This is a genomic window from Janthinobacterium darwini, from assembly GCF_051380905.1.
In the GTDB taxonomy this organism is placed as follows: domain Bacteria; phylum Pseudomonadota; class Gammaproteobacteria; order Burkholderiales; family Burkholderiaceae_D; genus Janthinobacterium.
The window spans coordinates 3,055,346-3,071,826 of record NZ_JBNYXX010000001.1 but is presented as its reverse complement, the minus strand read 5'-3'; the positions used below and the strand labels follow the sequence as shown (position 1 = coordinate 3,071,826).

Genomic DNA, 16,481 nt, shown 5'->3' with positions numbered 1-16,481 from the left:
CCGCAGAGGGGAGGGGGCGCATGATAAAATTTATGGTCTTCAACATGGACGCTAGCCTGACTTGGCCTTCTAGGCTAAGGGATACCGATTATAGCGACGCCGGGCGCCACCCGATACAACTGATATCGGACGGGCGAAATGGCAACGATAATGACAACGACAGTCACAGCGAAAGAACTTGTTTTGAAAGCATCCGAATTGACCCCGAACGAATTGAAGCCGATGATTCCCGCCCGCCTGGTGATCGCCTCGCGCGAGAGCCGTCTTGCCATGTGGCAAGCTGAACATGTGCGCGCGCGCCTGGCCGCCCTGTATCCGCAGTGTAGCGTTGAAATTCTCGGCATGACCACACGCGGCGACCAGATTCTCGACCGCGCCCTGTCCAAGGTAGGCGGCAAGGGCCTGTTCGTCAAGGAACTGGAAGTGGCGATGGAGGATGGCCGTGCCGACCTGGCCGTGCATTGCCTCAAGGATTTACCGATGGACTTGCCGGAAGGGTACACCCTAGCCGCCATCATGGAGCGCGAAGATCCGCGCGACGCCTTTGTGTCGAACGACTATGCCAGCCTGGCCGAGTTGCCGCATGGCGCCGTCGTCGGCACCAGCAGCCTGCGCCGCCAGGCCCTGATCGCCGCGCACTATCCGCACCTGACGATTTTGCCCCTGCGCGGCAACCTCGATACGCGTTTGGGCAAGCTGGACCGTGGCGATTACGCCGCCATCATCCTGGCTGCCGCCGGCCTGAAACGCCTGGGCCTGGCGTCGCGCATCCGCGCGCTGTTGTCGCCGGAACTGAGCCTGCCAGCTGCCGGCCAGGGCACGCTGGCCATTGAAATCATGGGCCAGCGCGCCGATGGCATCGACCTGCAGCGCCTGCTGGCGCCCCTGAACGACGTCGAGGCCACGCAAGTGTCGCTGGCCGAGCGCAAGGTGTCGCGCATCTTTGGCGGCAGTTGCCAGATTCCATTGGCGGCCTACGCCACCATTGACGGCGACACCATGCGTTTGCGCGCCATGGTCGCCACGCCGGACGGCGCACGCATGGCCAGCGCCGACGTCAGTGGCCCGGCTGCTGCGCCGGAACTGCTGGGCGAACAGGTGGCCGAATTGCTGCGCGGCCAGGACGCCGCCGGCATCCTCGCCTCGTGCGCCGTCACCCCCGACAACCATGAAGGCCTGGCGCCGCATGCCTGACACCGTGGTGATCACGCGGCCCGCAGCGCAAGCGGGGCCGCTGGCCGCCAGAATCGCGGCGCTGGGCTTGCCCGTGACCTTGCTGCCGCTGCTGGAAATTCATGCGCTTGACGGCGAGGACGAATGCGCGCAGCTGCAAGCCGTGCTGGCGCGCCTGGCCGAGTACGACCTGGTGGCGTTTGTCTCGCCCAACGCCATCGATTGCGTCTTTGCGCACTTGCCGGCCTGGCCGCCTGGTGTGCCCTTGGCAGTGGTGGGCGAGGGCAGCCGTATGGCATTGGGGGCGCACGGCGTCACGGATGCCAATGCGACCATCACCAGCCCGCTCGATACGGCGCGCAGCGATTCCGAACATTTGTTACTGGCGCTGGACTTGCCGGCCCTGCGCGGCAAGCGCGTGCTGATCGTGCGCGGCGATGGCGGCCGCGATTACCTGGCCGACGGCTTGCGCGCAGCGGGCGCCGAAGTCGAGTTCGTCACGGCCTACCGCCGCAAGGTGCCGCTGCTGACGCCAGCCTTGCGGGCGACCCTGGAGAACCTGTTGCAGCATAATAATGACTGGGTCATCACCAGCTCGGAAGCGCTGCGCGGTTTGCTGGCGCTGCTCGAAGAATTGGATGGTAAAAAGACGGCTGTTGCGAAAATGCAACAGCAGCATCTGATCGTGCCGCACGCCCGCATTGCACAAACGGCGGCGGCCCTGGGTTTTGCCCGTGTCACCTTGACAGGATCAGGCGACGCAGGAGTGCTCGCCGCGTTACAATCACGACCATGAACGAAATGCCTACACTCTCCGAACCGAATGCAACGCCTGGCAGCGCCGTGAAGACGGCGCCGCAGGCGGCCGACCAACCCGCTGGCCGCGCGCCGACCCTGCTCGAACAGCTGCAAAAGCCCATGAGCATTGCCGTCATCGTGCTGGCCGTGCTGCTCGCTGCGCAAAGCTGGTCGACCAGCAAGCAGATCCGCAACCTGCGCGAAGAAGTGGCCAAGCGCCTGCAAAAGGGCGATGTCAGCAATGCCGAAACGGGCGTGCTGGCGCGCAACGTGCAAGAAGGCACGAAAGAGCTGCAAATCAAGGTGGGCGCGCTGGAAAACCGCCAGAGCGAAACGCAAAGCCAGCAGCTGGCCCTGGAACAACTGTATAACGACTTGTCGAAGAACCGCGACGAGTGGGCGCTGACGGAAATCGAGCAAGTGCTGTCGACGGCCAGCCAGCAGCTGCAACTGGCCGGCAACGTGCCCGGTGCGCTGATCGCGCTGCAAAACGCCGACCGCAGCCTGTCGCGTTCCGACAAGCCGCAATTCATCACCATCCGCCGCGCCATCGGGCGCGACATGGAAAAACTCAAGGCCCTGCCCAGCGTCGATTCGACGGGCGTGGCCTTGCGCCTCGATGCCGTGATCGCCCAGGTCGACTCCCTGCCGATGCTGTCGGATGAAACGCCCGCTTTGCCGGCCGCGCCGGAAAAGCCAGGCAAGGCCGGGGCCAAGCCCGTGCGCGATGCCAGCGGGAAGCTGGTAGGGCCGCCCGCGCCGGAACCGCTGCTGCAAAAAGTGCGCGACGGCTGGAATACCTGGAGCGGCGACATGTGGGCCGACGTGCGCCAATTGATACGCATCCGCCGCGTCGATACGCCGGAAGCGCTGATGCTGTCGCCGACGCAATCGTATTTCTTGCGCGAAAACGTCAAGCTGCGCCTGCTCAATGCCCGCATGGCCTTGTTGTCGCGCAACGAAACAGCTTTCAGGAATGATCTGATCGCCGCGCAGGATGCGCTGGCCAAGTATTTCGATACCCGCGCCAAGAGCACGCAGACGGCGCAAGCCTTGCTGCGCCAGGTGCAGGGCAGCAACCTGGCCATCGAAATGCCAACCTTGTCCGACAGCCTGACGGCTGTGCGCAACTACAAAGCGAAGTCCTGAGCCCATGCGTCTATTTCTCTGGTTACTCGCCCTGATGGCCGCGGCGATCGGTATCGCCGTGACGGCCCGTTTCAATCCCGGCAACGTGGTGCTGTTCTATCCGCCTTACCGCATCGATTTGTCGCTGAACTTCTTCCTGTTGCTGCAGGTCGTGCTGTTCGTGCTGCTGTACCTGCTGGTGCGCGCCGTGCGCGCCACCGTGCGCATGCCGGCGCAAGTGGCAGCCTACCGCCAGCGCAAGCGTGAGCGCGATGGCAACAAGGGCTTGCGCGAAGCCTTGAAAGCCCTGTTCGAAGGGCGTTTCGGCCATGCGGAAAAAGCCGCCCTGCGCGCCGCAGAACTCGATGAGAACGCCGGCCTGGCCGCGCTGATCGGCGCGCGTGCCGCGCACCGCATGCGCCAGTCCGAGCGCCGCGACAGCTGGCTGGCCAGAGTCGAAGGCGATGCCAGCCTGAAGACGGCCCGTTTGATGACGGTGACGGAATTGCTGGTCGACGACCACCAGCCGGAAGCGGCCCTGGCGGCGGTACGCGAACTCAATGCCAGCGGCACGCGCCACATCCACGCGCTGCAATGGTCGCTCAAGGCCGAGCAGCAGGCGAAGAACTGGCCGGAAGTGCTGCGCCTCGTGCGTTCGCTCGACAAGCACCGCGCCCTGCATCCGGCCCTGTCGTCGCGCTTGCGCGAGCTGGCCTACGACCATCTGCTGTCCGACCCATCGCATGACGCCGAATCCCTGATGCGCGTGTGGTCCACCGTGCCAAGCGCGGATCGCGTCAAGCCGTATATTGCCTGCCGCGCCGCCACGGCCCTGAATGCGCGTGGCCTGCACGATGAAGCGCGCCTCGTGTGCGAAGAGTCGCTGGCCGCCGATTGGGACGAGCGCGTCGTGCGCGCCTACCGCGAAGCGGCGGCACCTGCCGGCACGCCGGCCCTGCTGCTGCAGATCGAGCATTGCGAACAATGGATGAAACAGCGTCCGCTGGATGCGGAACTGGCGCTGACCCTGGGCACCTTGTGCCTCAAGCAAAAACTGTGGGGCAAAGCCCAGCGTCACCTGGAGCAGGCTTTGTCGGACGCGAACGAGCCGCAAATGGTGCGCGACGCTCACCTGAAGCTGGCGCAAATGCACGATGCCTTGCAGCAAACGGAGCAGGCCGCGGCCCATTACCGGCAGTGCGCCTTGGCCACCATGCTGTAAGCTACTCGCAGACGTAAAAAAGCCGTTCAGTGCAGACTGAACGGCTTTTTTTACGTGCGCACTGCATGGCGCAGTGCGCTGCTACCTTACTTCTTCGGTACGGCGGTGCCTTCCGGCAAGGCATACGCGATCAGGGTGTCGCTCATCTTCGTACCCAGCGAACCGTGGCCACCGGCCATGACGACGACGAACTGGCGTCCCGACTTGTTCGAGACATAGCTCATCGGCGTAGCCTGGCCGCCGGCGGGCAAGCGGGCCTTCCAGATGACTTTACCGTTGCTGACATCGTAGCCGCGGATATAGTAGTCGAGCGTGCTGCTGAGGAAGGTCACGCCGCCACCCGTGGTGACCATGCCGCCCAGGCTGGGCACGCCCAGCGGCAGTGGAATCGGCACGGGACCGCTGTCGCGCGTGGTGCCGTTCTTGTGCATCCACACTTTTTTCATGGTGCGCAGGTCGACGGCGGCCACATAGCCCCAAGGCGGTGCCTGGCATGGGAAGCCCAGCGGCGACAAAAAGGCCTTGATTTCCACGGCGAACGGTACGCCCGTCTGTGGCTGCAAGCCCATTTCGCCGCCCGTGCCGCCCTTGGCCGTCGTTTCGGCGCGTGGCACGAGTTTTTCCAGGAAGCCCATGTAGTCAGGGTTGACGATCAACAACTGGCGCACGGGGTCGATGGCTGCGCCGCCCCATTCGAAGATGCCCAGCGGGCCCGGGGAGATGACGGCACCCTTGCCGGCTGTTTGCGGCGTGAACGGGCCTTCATAGCGGCGTTCCTTGAAGATGATGCGGCAAGCAAGCTGGTCGAACGGCGTCGTGCCCCACATGTCTGCTTCGCTGATGTTGCGCTCAGGTAAGAAGGTCAGGGCCGAGAAAGGCTGCGTGGGTGACAGGGTGTCGCCAGCGGCAGGATTGCTCGTTGGCACGGGTTTTTCCGGCGCCGGCACGACCAGGCTGCCATCGCGGCGGTCGATCACATAGATATCGCCCCGCTTTGTCGTGGCAACCACGGACGGGACCTTGCCTTTTGGCGTATCGATGTCGACCAGCGAAGGTTGTCCGCCGATATCCATGTCCCAGATATCGTGGTGCACGGTCTGGTACACCCAGCGTACTTTGCCCGTCGCCAGGTCCAGCGCGACGATGGCGCTGTTGAATTTCTCGCCATTCTTGTTGCGATTGCCGCCCCAGGTATCGGGGGTTTCATTACCCATCGGAATGTAGACCATGTCCAGCTTTTCATCGATGCTGGCCACGCCCCACGAGTTGGGCGAGTTGTTGGTGTAGTTCTTGCCTTCAGGGAAGGGCTTGGTATCTTCCGGCGTGGCGGGGTCCCAGTTCCACAGCAGCTTGCCCGTGACAGGGTCATAGCCGCGGATAACGCCCGACGGTTCTTCCGTCGAATGATTGTCCGTCACGCTGGCGGCGATCACGGCCACGTTTTGCGCTACGGCCGGCGGGGAAGTGGGCATCAGGAAACCGCGCTTGATCATGGCCATGTTTTTATACAGGTTGACGACGCCGTTGTTGCCAAAGCTCTTGCACGACTCGCCCGTATCGGCATTGACGGCGATCATGGTGCCATCCATGGTCGGCGCCAGGATGCGGCGCGGACATTCCATGCTGGCAGCTTCGGGGGCAGGATTGTTCCTGGCGCGGCCCGCATTGACGTCCCAGTAGGCGACGCCACGGCAGATCATGTGCTGGTAACTGGCCGCGTCGCGGTTGATCTTCGGGTCGTGGCGCCAGATTTCCTTGCCTGTGTCCGGATTCAGGGCGATGACGATATTGTGCGGCGTGCACAGGTACAGCATGTCATTGACCTTCAGCGGCGTGACTTCGTTGGCGATCTCGCCCGGGTCGTTCGGTCCCTTGAAGTCGCCCGTGTGATAGGTCCAGGCTTCTTTCAGTCCGGAAATATTGGCCGGCGTGATCTGCGCAGCCGGGGCATAGCGGTCGCCATAGCCGGAGCGGCCATACGCGGACCAGTCGTTGTGCTCGACGCCGGGCGCCAGGTCGCCAGTGGCGGTAGCCGCCATGTTGTCGGCTGGTACGTCGCCATGCAAGTCATGGTAGTCCTGGAACAGGGCGATGACGCCGGCGATGACGGTCAGGGCCACGGCGGCGCTGAGGGCCGTCTTTCCCACTTGCGGCTGTTTCGCTGCGGCGGGTGGCGCCAGGCGGCGGCTGACGAAGGGCAGCAGCAGCCAGACGGCGGCGGCAAACCAGATGTCGAGGCGCGGCAGCAATTGCCACCAGTCGAATTTCACTTCAATGACGGACCAGATGAGGGTGGCGATCAGCAGCAGCGCCATGAACGGTTGCGCACTGCGCTTGCCCTGGAACACCAGCACGCCGGCAACGAGCATGCCTATGCCTGCCAGCAAGTAGTACCAGGAGCCGCCGAGACTGGCCAGCCAGATGCCGCCGCCCAGCAGGGCGAGGCCAAACAGAATGAAAATAACACCGGTGACCTTTAATAAAGGACCGGGTCGGAAAGAGGGAATCATCATATTCCTTTTTGCAAGGATTTATCGGTGGCGCGTTGAGAACGCCATATTGAATTCAGGGAAGGCGTCGATTGCAGAATATACAAAGTTTGGAATCACCAGAATGTTATAGTTTATCAGAATTGATGATTGTCTTCTGGTTGCGCCATTTTTTGGCGGGGTCGCCATTTGAATCAATTGAAGGCTTCAAATAAGAACAAATATTATGCTCGATGGTGGGTTTGCCGGGCTGGAAGGTTCCCTGCCGGGCGATGATCGACGGGTCTTGACATGGCGGCGCAATAACAGGGATTTATTGGGTATAGATTAATCGGCAAAACCGTTGCCATAAGTGGCTGTAAAAATTGCAATTCCACATATAATAACCATATTATCGGCATGGTGATATTGAAGTGAAAATATGCAGATGCTTCCTGTATTAATTCAGGGTTCCCGTAGTATTACTTAAGTGTTTTCACTTATTATGTTCGGCGGCCGCTTTATTCTCTCGTTGGCCGGCTGCGGCGGACAGTAAAGCCGGGCGGGCGGCAGGCTGCGCGGGCGAGGGGGCCGTGCATGCCACTGTTGTTGGCGTGATGCGCAATACGCCGGCGGGCCGCTGCTGCATCGCACAAGCCGCCTGTACTTCGCTATAATTGCGCGGTTAAAACACAATCCGCTAATGAGGAACCCCATGAGTTTGAATAACGTCTCTTCCGGCCGCGACCTGCCGAACGATTTCAACGTCGTCATCGAAATCCCGATGAATGCCGATCCGATCAAGTACGAAGTTGACAAGGAAAGCGGCGCGATCTTCGTCGATCGCTTCATGGGTACCGCCATGCATTACCCGTGCAACTACGGCTATGTGCCGAACACCCTGTCGCCGGACGGCGACCCGGTTGACGTGCTGGTCATCACCCCATTCCCGCTGATCCCGGGCGTGGTCGTGCGCTGCCGTCCTATCGGCGTGCTGAAAATGACCGACGAGTCGGGCGAAGACGCGAAAGTACTGGCCGTGCCAGTCGACAAGGTCCTGTCGATCTACAGCCACTGGCAAAAGCCGGAAGACTTGAACGAACTGCGCCTGCGCCAGATCCAGCATTTCTTCGAGCACTACAAAGACCTGGAAAAAGGCAAATGGGTCAAGATCGACGGCTGGTATGGTCCAGACGTGGCCAAGGAAGAAATCCTGAACGGCGTCGCCGCCTTCAAGAAAGATGCTGAAAAAGCATAACAGCACCTGGTAAAAAAAACGCTCCCCGCCAGCGATGGCCGGGAGCGTTTTTTATTTTTCTAGCCGCGAAACGGGCTGTGGTCGTTCAATTCGTCGAGGTAGGCATCGATGCCGCCCCGTTCGCGCTCGAGGAAGCGCTGCACGGCGTCGGCGAAAGCCGGATGCGCCAGCCAGTGGGCGGACCAGGTCTTCTGCGGCAGGAAGCCCCGCGCCATCTTGTGCTCCCCCTGGGCGCCCCCTTCGAAGGTGGTGATGCCGTTAGCGATGCAAAATTCCAGCGGCTGGTAATACGCCGTCTCGAAATGCAAGCAGGGCACGTGCTCGAGCGCGCCCCAGTAGCGGCCATACAGGGTGTCAGTCGTGTGGATCACCAGCGAGGCGGCAATGGCCCGGCCTTCGCGCTCGGCGATCACCAGTAAAATGTTCTGCGGCATGCTGGCACCGATGCGCCGGAAGAAGTCCAACGACAAATACGGCGAGGAGCGGTGTTCCGCATAGGTATTGCTGTAGCAGCGATGGAACAGTGTCCAGTCGGCGTCAAGGGCGTCCACCCCGCGCACCTGGCGCATGGTCACACCCGCTTCCTGTACCTTGCGCCGCTCGGCGCGGATATTCTTGCGCTTCTTGTTTTCCAGAGTGGAGAGGAATTGCTCGAAATCCGTGTAGCCGGGATTGATCCAGTGAAATTGCACGCCACTACGCATCAGGTAGCCGGCTTGCGCCAGCAGGCGCGCCTCGTTTTCCGGCGGGAACAGGATGTGGCAGGACGAGACGGCGCTGGCTTGCTGCTGGGCCTGCAGGAAGGCCAGCAGGGCGGCGCGTGCCTGGCCATCGCGGGCCAGCAAGCGCGCGCCGCTGACGGGCGTGAAGGGTATCGCGGACAACAGTTTCGGGTAATATTCAAGGCCATGCTGCTGATACGCGTCGGCCCAGGCCCAGTCGAACACATATTCGCCATACGAGTGCATCTTCAGGTACAGGGGCAGGGCGGCAGCCAGGGTCTCGCCTTGCCACAACGCCAGGTAATTCGGCTGCCAGCCCGTCTCTGCGCTGGCGCAGCCGGACTCATGCAGCGCGTGCAGAAAGGCGTAGGAGAGGAAGGGAGTGGCGTCCGCCTGGCTGGCCAGCAGTTCAGTCCAGGCCGCTTCGCCAATTTCAGCCAGAGTGGAGACGATAGCCGTGCGATAATTCATTGTTGTAGTGTGCATTCTTCACTCTCGGGGCGCCACCATCGGCCTGCGCGCCCCTGTCTTGTTCTTGTTTAATAAAATTAATAAAACGAAATTTCCACCATCATGACAGTCAAAGTCGCAATTGCTCAAATGAATAGTACGGTCGGCGATCTGGCCGGCAACCGTGCCAAGATCTTCGACCTTTCCCGCCGCGCCTTTGAGGCGGGCGCCGATATCGTGCTCACGCCGGAACTGTCGCTGGTCGGCTATCCACCCGAGGACCTGTTGCTGCGCAATGCATTCTACGCAAAAACGCAGGAAGTGTTTGCGGGGCTGGCCTTGGAGCTGGCCCAGTTCAAGGATTTGCACGTGGTGGTGGGCTTGCCCCTGCAAGATGAGAAGGGCGTGCGCCACAATGCCGCCTCCGTGCTGCTGAACGGCGAAGTGCTGGGCACCTACCGCAAGCACGACTTGCCGAACACGACCGTTTTCGATGAAAAGCGTTACTTTACGTCGTCGGACCAGGCCTTTGTGTTTGGCGTGAAAGGCGTGCGTTTCGGCATCAATATCTGCGAAGACACGTGGTTCCAGCACGCGCCCATGCGCGCCCGCGCGGCCGGTGCGCAAGTGCTGCTGGTGCCGAACGGCTCGCCGTATCACATGAACAAGCAGCATCTGCGCTATGAAACCATGCGCAAGAACGTCAGCGCGCAAGGCATGGCCCTGGTCTACGCCAACCTGGTCGGTGGCCAGGATGAGCTGATTTTCGATGGCGACTCGTTTGTCATGGATGCGGCCGGCACGATTTGCGCCCAGCTGCGCCATTTCGAGGAAGATTTGCAGCTGGTCGAGTTCGACGGCGCCACGCCCGTGCCGCAGGCCCTGGCCGCCCCGTTGACGACCGAGGCGCAGGTGTACCAGGCGCTGGTGCTGGGCGTACGCGACTATATCGGCAAGAATGGCTTCCCTGGCGTGCTGATCGGCATGTCGGGCGGCGTCGATTCCGCCCTGACCCTGGCCATCGCCGTCGATGCGCTGGGCGCCGACAAGGTGCGCGCCGTGATGATGCCATCGCAGTTTACGGCCGATATCTCGTGGATCGATTCGCGCGACATGGTAAAACGCCTCAATGTGCGCTACGATGAAATTCCGATCAAGCAAACCTTCGATGCCTTCCGCGCCACCCTGGGAGGGGAATTCGCGGGACTGGCGGAAGACGCGACGGAAGAAAACATCCAGGCGCGCATCCGCGGCACCTTGCTGATGGCCCTGTCGAACAAGCATGGCAGCATCGTGCTGACGACGGGTAACAAGAGCGAGATGGCCGTCGGTTATTGCACCCTGTACGGCGACATGGCGGGCGGCTTTGCCGTCATCAAGGATATCGCCAAGACGCTGGTGTACCGCCTGTGTGCCTGGCGTAATAGCGTGTCGGACGTGATACCCGAGCGTATCCTGACGCGCGGACCGTCGGCCGAGCTGCGCGCCGACCAGCTGGACCAGGATTCCTTGCCGCCGTATGAGGTACTCGACGGCATCATGCAGCTGTACATGGAAGAAAACCGTCCGATCGCCGAGATTATCGAGGCTGGCTACCCGCCGGCCGATGTGGCCCGGGTCACGCGCCTGATCAAGATCAACGAATACAAGCGGCGCCAGTCGCCGGTGGGCATCCGCGTCACGCACCGTGGCTTCGGCCGCGACTGGCGCTATCCGATTACCTCCAAGTTCTACGAGTAAGCAGCCATCTGTCCACAATCCAACAATGTTAAGGAGTAGCCATGAAACAGATTACCGCCATCATCAAACCATTCAAGCTCGACGAAGTACGCGAGGCCCTGGCCGATGTGAACGTGACGGGCTTGACCGTGACGGAAGTGAAGGGCTTTGGCCGCCAGAAGGGGCATACCGAGCTGTACCGTGGCGCCGAGTACGTGGTCGACTTCTTGCCGAAAGTTAAAGTCGAAGTGGTGGTGGACGACAGCGTATCCGAACTGGTGGTCGACGCCATCATCAAGGCTGCTCGCACGGGCAAGATCGGCGATGGCAAGATCTTCGTGCGCGACGTGGAGCAAGTGATCCGCATCCGCACAGGTGAAACGGGTCCGGACGCCGTCTAAGTTTTTGCTGGTGGCTGCGCCAGCGATGTTGTCGGATTACGGCTCTTCGAGCCTCATCCGACCTACGTATAGCAATGTGTGTCATGCCGTAGGTCGGGTTAGCGCGCCAGCGCGTTAGCCGACGCTGCTGAGCCGCCAAAGCTGCCGGATTGCGCAGCAGCGCGCTTCACCGCCCCAGCCGCATGTCGAATTTCCAGCATATCAGGCGCAAGATTGTGATGCCGCTGGCGCTGGTCCACAGCGCGAAGTCGTGCTCGGCGCCGAAGTGCATCTGCAGCAGGTAGGCCCAGCAGCCGAAAAACGCGCAAATGGCGTACGGTTTGCCGTCGCGAAATACCATCGGTACTTCATTGCAGACGATGTCGCGCATCACGCCGCCAAAAATTCCCGTAATTACCCCCATCATTGAGGCGATGAAGATCGGCATGCCGGCGCGCATGGCTTCGGCCACGCCCGCGATGGCGAACATGCCCAGGCCGATGGCGTCGGCAATGACGATCAGGCGTTCCGAGACGATCTGGCGCAAATGCTGGATCAATGGCGCGGCCGTCAGGGCCAGCACGAAGATGAGAATGGCGTATTCCTGGTGCGAGACCCAGAACAAGGGCCGCTTGTCGAGCAGGATATCGCGCAAGGTGCCGCCGCCAAACGCCGTAATGAATGCCACGACGAACACGCCGACCAGGTCCATGCGCTTGCGGCGCGCTTCGATGAAGCCGGAAAACGCGCCCACCAGGATGGCGATGACCTCAATGATCTTGATCAGCGAGCCAGGCGGCAATTGGGGTGGCATCATGGGTGGAGCGCTTGAGCAGGAAATAATTGTCACAGGTTAACATGACACGGCCCCGAATGGTGACAAACGGGGCCGTGTGCATGGGACTTAATTGGGCTAACTTGTTACTGAATTGTGTTTTCTTGCTGGCAAGCTCAGCGAATGGGCTGAAGAGCGGAAGAAAGCAATACCACCAGCGCGCCATCGCCCCCTTCGGAGCGGCGTGCCTGGCAAAAGGCGATGACTTCATCCTTTTGCACGAGCCAGCTGTGCACCATCGATTTCAAGACCGGTTCCTGGCCTTTCGAGCCAAAACCCTTGCCGTGGATCACGCGCACGCAGCGCAGCTTGCGCCGCGTGGCCTGGTTCAAAAAGGCACCGATGCCGTCGCGCGCCTCGTCGCGGCGCAAGCCATGCAAGTCCAGCTCATCCTGGATGGGCCAGTGGCCCTTGCGCATCTTCTTCACCACGTCCGGTCCCACGCCGGGGCGGGCGTAATTCAGGGCCGGATCGTTTTCCAGGTAATGGTCGACCTCGAACAAGTCCGACAGCGACTCGCGCAGCACGGCCGCATGATCCTCTTCGGGCGTCAGCTTGCGTGCTGGCTGCTGGGCCGCCATGGCGCCCGCCTTGGGCAGGCTGGGCACGTAGCGATCCGACTCGGGCAGGCGCTTGACGCCGCCGATGCTCGCCTTGAACAGATTGCTTTCCACGGCCTGCACCTTGACCTGCTGGGCGCGTTCAGCCGCAGCTTGCGCGCGCGCGTCTGCCTGCTCCTTGAGCTGCTTGCTGACCGCTTTCAGGTCGGCAAAGTCTTTCATCGACGCCATGCGACGCTTACTCCTGGCCTTCCAGGTAGCGCTGGGCATCCAGTGCTGCCATGCAACCCGTGCCGGCGCTGGTGATGGCCTGGCGGTAAATATGGTCTTGCACGTCGCCTGCGGCAAACACGCCCGGCGCGCTGGTGGCGGTGGCCATGCCTTCCAGGCCCGTCTTGGTCTTGATGTAGCCGTTGTGCATCTCCAGCTGGCCTTCGAAGATGCCCGTGTTCGGCTTGTGGCCGATGGCGATGAATACGCCGTGCACGCTCAACGCTTCGACCGTGCCATCGATGGTCGATTTGATGTTCAGGCCCGTTACGCCGCCTTCGTTGCCCGTCACTTCGTCCAGAGTGTGGTTATATTTCAACACAATCTTGCCTTCGGCAACCTTGGCGTTCAGGCGGTCGATCAAAATCGCTTCCGCGCGGAACTTGTCACGGCGGTGGATCAGGGTGACTTTATTGGCGATATTCGACAGGTACAGCGCTTCTTCGACGGCCGTGTTGCCGCCGCCGACGACAGCCACTTCCTGGTTGCGGTAGAAGAAACCATCGCAGGTGGCGCAGGCGGACACGCCCTTGCCCATGAATTGCGCTTCCGATGGCAGGCCCAGGTATTGCGCGGACGCGCCCGTGGCGATGATCAGTGTGTCGCACGTGTATTCGTGGCTGTCGCCCTTCAGGCGGATCGGCTTTTCGTTGAGGAAGGTGGTGTGGATGTGGTCAAACACGATTTCCGTATTGAAACGCTCGGCATGCTGCAGCAAGCGCTGCATCAGGTCCGGGCCTTGCACGCCCATCGGGTCGCCTGGCCAGTTTTCCACGTCCGTGGTGGTCATCAACTGGCCGCCCTGTTCCACACCGGTGACCAGCATTGGGTTCAGGTTGGCGCGGGCGGCGTAGACGGCAGCGCTGTAGCCGGCTGGGCCGGAGCCGAGGATCAAAACGCGGGCGTGTTTGGTAGTGGTCATGGGAAGCTTCTCTATGAGTGGGGTCTATCCGAATTGGGGGCATACGCGCGAAGAACAAGGGCGTATTGCGCTTGCGCAAGCAATCCACGATTATAGACCAAGCCGCCTGTAGCGACGAATCGTGGGGCCGTCCGGGGCATATATGGCTTAGAATACTTCCTTATTATGGGAAATTCCCTTTCAGAAACATTTATCACCTTGCAGCGCTTCCCAGAATGACTAAACCAGCCCAGGCCAATCAAAATAGCTACACCCGTAAACCGGTCGAACGCCGGCCTCTGCCGAACCGGCTGGTACGGCTGCTGTCCGAGGCGCGCTGGTTCGCGCTGGCCGCGTTTGCCCTGTACTTTGTGCTGATACTGGCCAGCTTCCACAAGCTTGACCCGGGCTGGTCGCATGCGACCTCCGTCGACAAGGTGGCCAACCTGGGCGGCAAGCTGGGTGCGACCTTCTCCGATCTGTTGCTGTATATCTTCGGCTTTTCCGCCTGGTGGTGGTGCGTGTGGCTGCTGCGCACGGTGTGGAATGGCTATCGCCGCCTGAGCAAGCGCTTCCTGCTGGAAGAGGAAGAGGTGGAGCGCGAGCACCATGTCGAGATGCTGATCCGCATCGTCGGCTTCTCCATCATGCTGATCGGCAGCATGGGCCTGGAATACCTGCGCATGGCGAAGAGCCTGCACGTGCAGCTGCCGCGCGAGCCGGGCGGCGTGCTGGGCCAGCTGGTGGGCCACTCGGCCCACGTGGCGTTTGGTTTCACGGGCGCCACCTTGTTGTTGCTGCTGCTGTTTGGCCTGGGGTTCAGCCTGTTCTTCCATGTGTCCTGGTTGCAAGTAGCCGAGCGCATCGGCGGCACCATCGAAGACGCCTTCAACTGGTTCGTGCTGCGCTACCAGGACCGCGAAGACCGCCGCCAGGGCGAAGTGGCTGCCGTGCGCCGCGACGAAGTGGTGGTCATCGAGCGGGCCAAGCACGTGGAAAAGCACGTGGCCGCGCCGCCCGTGAAGATCGAGCCGCAAGTCGTTACCGTGGTGAAATCGGAGCGCGTGGAAAAAGAGCGCCAGGCGCATCTGTTTGAAACCCCCGGCGATGGCAAGCTGCCGCCGCTGTCCCTGCTTGACGAGGCGCCGCCCGTGGTGGAAACGGTGTCCGTGGAAACGCTGGAATTTACGAGCCGCCTGATTGAAAAGAAATTGTCGGACTTTGGCGTGGACGCCAAGGTAGTGGCCGCTTACCCCGGCCCCGTGGTGACGCGCTATGAAATCGAGCCGGCCACTGGCGTGAAGGGTAGCCAGATCGTGGGCCTGGCGCGCGACCTCGCCCGTTCGCTGTCGCTGACCTCGATCCGCGTTGTGGAAACCATTCCCGGCAAGAATTACATGGCGTTGGAATTGCCGAACAGCAAGCGCCAGATCGTGCGCCTGACGGAAATCCTCGGCTCCAAGGTCTACAACGATGGCGTGTCCAGCCTGACGATTGCGCTGGGCAAGGATATCGCCGGCAAGCCCGTCGTGGCGGACCTGGCCAAGATGCCCCACTTGCTGGTGGCCGGCACGACCGGTTCCGGTAAATCCGTGGGCATCAATGCGACGATCCTGTCGCTGCTGTATAAATCCGACCCGCTCGACGTGCGCCTGATCCTGATCGATCCGAAGATGCTGGAAATGTCCGTCTACGAAGGCATCCCGCATTTGCTGGCGCCCGTGGTCACCGACATGCGCCAGGCCGGCCACGCGCTGAACTGGGCCGTGAACGAGATGGAACGCCGCTACAAGCTGATGAGCAAGATGGGCGTGCGTAACCTGGCCGGCTACAACGCGAAGATTGCCGATGCGAAAAAGCGCGAAGAACATATCCCCAATCCGTTCAGCCTGACGCCGGATTCGCCGGAACCGCTGGATAAACTGCCAACCATCGTCATCATCATCGACGAGCTGGCCGATTTGATGATGGTGGTGGGCAAAAAAGTCGAGGAATTGATCGCGCGTATCGCGCAAAAGGCGCGTGCCGCCGGCTTGCACTTGATTCTGGCCACGCAGCGCCCATCTGTAGACGTGATCACGGGCTTGATCAAGGCCAACATTCCTACGCGTATCGCCTTCCAGGTATCGTCGAAGATCGACTCGCGCACCATTCTCGACCAGATGGGCGCGGAAACCCTGCTGGGCATGGGCGACATGCTGTACATGCCGCCCGGCACCGGTTTGCCGATGCGCGTGCACGGTGCGTTTGTGTCTGATGAAGAAGTGCACAGGGTCGTCAGCCATTTGAAGCTGCAGGGCGAACCGAATTACATCGAGGGCATCCTCGAAGGCGGCACCCTGGAAGGCGATGGCGCCGAAGGCGGCGCGCCGGGCGAGGGCGGCGGCGAGGCCGATGCCCTGTACGACCAAGCGGTGGCGGTGGTGCTGAAAAACCGCCGCGCGTCGATTTCGCTGGTGCAGCGTCATTTGCGCATCGGCTACAACCGCGCCGCCCGTCTGCTCGAGCAGATGGAGCAGAGCGGGGTAGTATCAACCATGCAATCCAATGGCAACCGGGAAATCCTGGTGCCGGCGGCAAGTAGCGAACAAGGGTAA

At 61.6% G+C, this 16,481-nt stretch carries 13 protein-coding genes; 8 read left to right on the top strand and 5 right to left on the bottom strand.

Features of this window, described 5'->3' with window-relative positions; all coding sequences use genetic code 11:
* Positions 1 to 222 precede the first annotated feature (222 nt).
* The 4 genes from hemC to ACQ4WZ_RS14090 are packed head-to-tail and all read left to right on the top strand — an operon-like array spanning position 223 to position 4,321.
* A complete protein-coding gene (gene hemC, locus ACQ4WZ_RS14105) occupies positions 223 to 1,194 on the top strand; it encodes a hydroxymethylbilane synthase (RefSeq protein WP_373918893.1) in 972 nt (323 codons plus the stop codon).
* Positions 1,187 to 1,969: a uroporphyrinogen-III synthase gene (locus tag ACQ4WZ_RS14100; RefSeq protein WP_436573711.1), complete on the top strand. Its 783-nt coding sequence runs from the start codon at positions 1,187 to 1,189 to the stop codon at positions 1,967 to 1,969. The genes hemC and ACQ4WZ_RS14100 overlap by 8 nt, the downstream gene beginning before the upstream one ends.
* A complete protein-coding gene (locus tag ACQ4WZ_RS14095) occupies positions 1,966 to 3,120 on the top strand; it encodes a uroporphyrinogen-III C-methyltransferase (protein WP_436573710.1) in 1,155 nt (384 codons plus the stop codon). The genes ACQ4WZ_RS14100 and ACQ4WZ_RS14095 overlap by 4 nt, the downstream gene beginning before the upstream one ends.
* Before the next feature lie 4 nt (positions 3,121 to 3,124).
* Positions 3,125 to 4,321 carry a heme biosynthesis protein HemY gene (locus ACQ4WZ_RS14090; protein WP_101480429.1) on the top strand — a complete coding sequence of 399 codons (1,197 nt, stop codon included), beginning with the start codon at positions 3,125 to 3,127 and terminating at the stop codon, positions 4,319 to 4,321.
* Between the two features lie 86 nt (positions 4,322 to 4,407).
* Here the strand turns inward: ACQ4WZ_RS14090 and ACQ4WZ_RS14085 are convergent, their stop codons facing one another.
* The gene (locus ACQ4WZ_RS14085; RefSeq protein WP_436573709.1) at positions 4,408 to 6,834 is read right to left on the bottom strand and encodes a membrane-bound PQQ-dependent dehydrogenase, glucose/quinate/shikimate family; all 2,427 of its coding nucleotides are present in this window, start codon (positions 6,832 to 6,834) and stop codon (positions 4,408 to 4,410) included.
* 670 nt (positions 6,835 to 7,504) lie between these two features.
* Here ACQ4WZ_RS14085 and ppa point away from each other — a divergent pair.
* Positions 7,505 to 8,047 carry an inorganic diphosphatase gene (ppa, locus tag ACQ4WZ_RS14080; RefSeq protein WP_101480430.1) on the top strand — a complete coding sequence of 181 codons (543 nt, stop codon included), beginning with the start codon at positions 7,505 to 7,507 and terminating at the stop codon, positions 8,045 to 8,047.
* A 59-nt stretch (positions 8,048 to 8,106) separates the two neighbouring features.
* Here the strand turns inward: ppa and ACQ4WZ_RS14075 are convergent, their stop codons facing one another.
* A complete protein-coding gene (locus tag ACQ4WZ_RS14075) occupies positions 8,107 to 9,240 on the bottom strand; it encodes a GNAT family N-acetyltransferase (RefSeq protein WP_436573894.1) in 1,134 nt (377 codons plus the stop codon).
* Positions 9,241 to 9,342: 102 nt separating this feature from the next.
* On the opposite strand from ACQ4WZ_RS14075, the gene ACQ4WZ_RS14070 reads away from it, so the two are divergent.
* Positions 9,343 to 10,959 (top strand): NAD+ synthase, encoded by a 1,617-nt coding sequence (locus ACQ4WZ_RS14070; RefSeq protein WP_436573708.1) that lies wholly within the window; start codon positions 9,343 to 9,345, stop codon positions 10,957 to 10,959.
* A gap of 41 nt (positions 10,960 to 11,000) precedes the next feature.
* A complete protein-coding gene (locus tag ACQ4WZ_RS14065) occupies positions 11,001 to 11,339 on the top strand; it encodes a P-II family nitrogen regulator (RefSeq protein ID WP_034758685.1) in 339 nt (112 codons plus the stop codon).
* 166 nt (positions 11,340 to 11,505) lie between these two features.
* Here the strand turns inward: ACQ4WZ_RS14065 and ACQ4WZ_RS14060 are convergent, their stop codons facing one another.
* The 3 genes from ACQ4WZ_RS14060 to trxB form a co-directional block, all read right to left on the bottom strand.
* Positions 11,506 to 12,135, bottom strand: coding sequence for a trimeric intracellular cation channel family protein (locus ACQ4WZ_RS14060; protein WP_034786156.1), 630 nt, complete (start codon positions 12,133 to 12,135; stop codon positions 11,506 to 11,508).
* Positions 12,136 to 12,269: 134 nt separating this feature from the next.
* On the bottom strand, positions 12,270 to 12,944 hold the full coding sequence (locus ACQ4WZ_RS14055) for a Smr/MutS family protein (protein ID WP_071078510.1): 675 nt from the start codon (positions 12,942 to 12,944) through the stop codon (positions 12,270 to 12,272).
* A gap of 7 nt (positions 12,945 to 12,951) precedes the next feature.
* A complete protein-coding gene (trxB, locus tag ACQ4WZ_RS14050) occupies positions 12,952 to 13,905 on the bottom strand; it encodes a thioredoxin-disulfide reductase (protein WP_436573707.1) in 954 nt (317 codons plus the stop codon).
* 215 nt (positions 13,906 to 14,120) lie between these two features.
* Here trxB and ACQ4WZ_RS14045 point away from each other — a divergent pair, with 215 nt between their 5' ends.
* Positions 14,121 to 16,481: a DNA translocase FtsK gene (locus ACQ4WZ_RS14045; RefSeq protein ID WP_101480434.1), complete on the top strand. Its 2,361-nt coding sequence runs from the start codon at positions 14,121 to 14,123 to the stop codon at positions 16,479 to 16,481.

Excerpts from the sequence above, each read along its gene's own strand:
- hemC (WP_373918893.1), top strand. The coding sequence starts at position 223 with ATGATTCCCGCCCGCCTGGTGATCGCCTCGCGCGAGAGCCGTCTTGCC.
- ACQ4WZ_RS14100 (WP_436573711.1), top strand. The coding sequence starts at position 1,187 with ATGCCTGACACCGTGGTGATCACGCGGCCCGCAGCGCAAGCGGGGCCG.
- ACQ4WZ_RS14095 (WP_436573710.1), top strand. The coding sequence starts at position 1,966 with ATGAACGAAATGCCTACACTCTCCGAACCGAATGCAACGCCTGGCAGC.
- ACQ4WZ_RS14090 (WP_101480429.1), top strand. The coding sequence starts at position 3,125 with ATGCGTCTATTTCTCTGGTTACTCGCCCTGATGGCCGCGGCGATCGGT.
- ACQ4WZ_RS14085 (WP_436573709.1), bottom strand. The coding sequence starts at position 6,834 with ATGATGATTCCCTCTTTCCGACCCGGTCCTTTATTAAAGGTCACCGGT.
- ppa (WP_101480430.1), top strand. The coding sequence starts at position 7,505 with ATGAGTTTGAATAACGTCTCTTCCGGCCGCGACCTGCCGAACGATTTC.
- ACQ4WZ_RS14075 (WP_436573894.1), bottom strand. The coding sequence starts at position 9,240 with ATGAATTATCGCACGGCTATCGTCTCCACTCTGGCTGAAATTGGCGAA.
- ACQ4WZ_RS14070 (WP_436573708.1), top strand. The coding sequence starts at position 9,343 with ATGACAGTCAAAGTCGCAATTGCTCAAATGAATAGTACGGTCGGCGAT.
- ACQ4WZ_RS14065 (WP_034758685.1), top strand. The coding sequence starts at position 11,001 with ATGAAACAGATTACCGCCATCATCAAACCATTCAAGCTCGACGAAGTA.
- ACQ4WZ_RS14060 (WP_034786156.1), bottom strand. The coding sequence starts at position 12,135 with ATGATGCCACCCCAATTGCCGCCTGGCTCGCTGATCAAGATCATTGAG.
- ACQ4WZ_RS14055 (WP_071078510.1), bottom strand. The coding sequence starts at position 12,944 with ATGGCGTCGATGAAAGACTTTGCCGACCTGAAAGCGGTCAGCAAGCAG.
- trxB (WP_436573707.1), bottom strand. The coding sequence starts at position 13,905 with ATGACCACTACCAAACACGCCCGCGTTTTGATCCTCGGCTCCGGCCCA.
- ACQ4WZ_RS14045 (WP_101480434.1), top strand. The coding sequence starts at position 14,121 with ATGACTAAACCAGCCCAGGCCAATCAAAATAGCTACACCCGTAAACCG.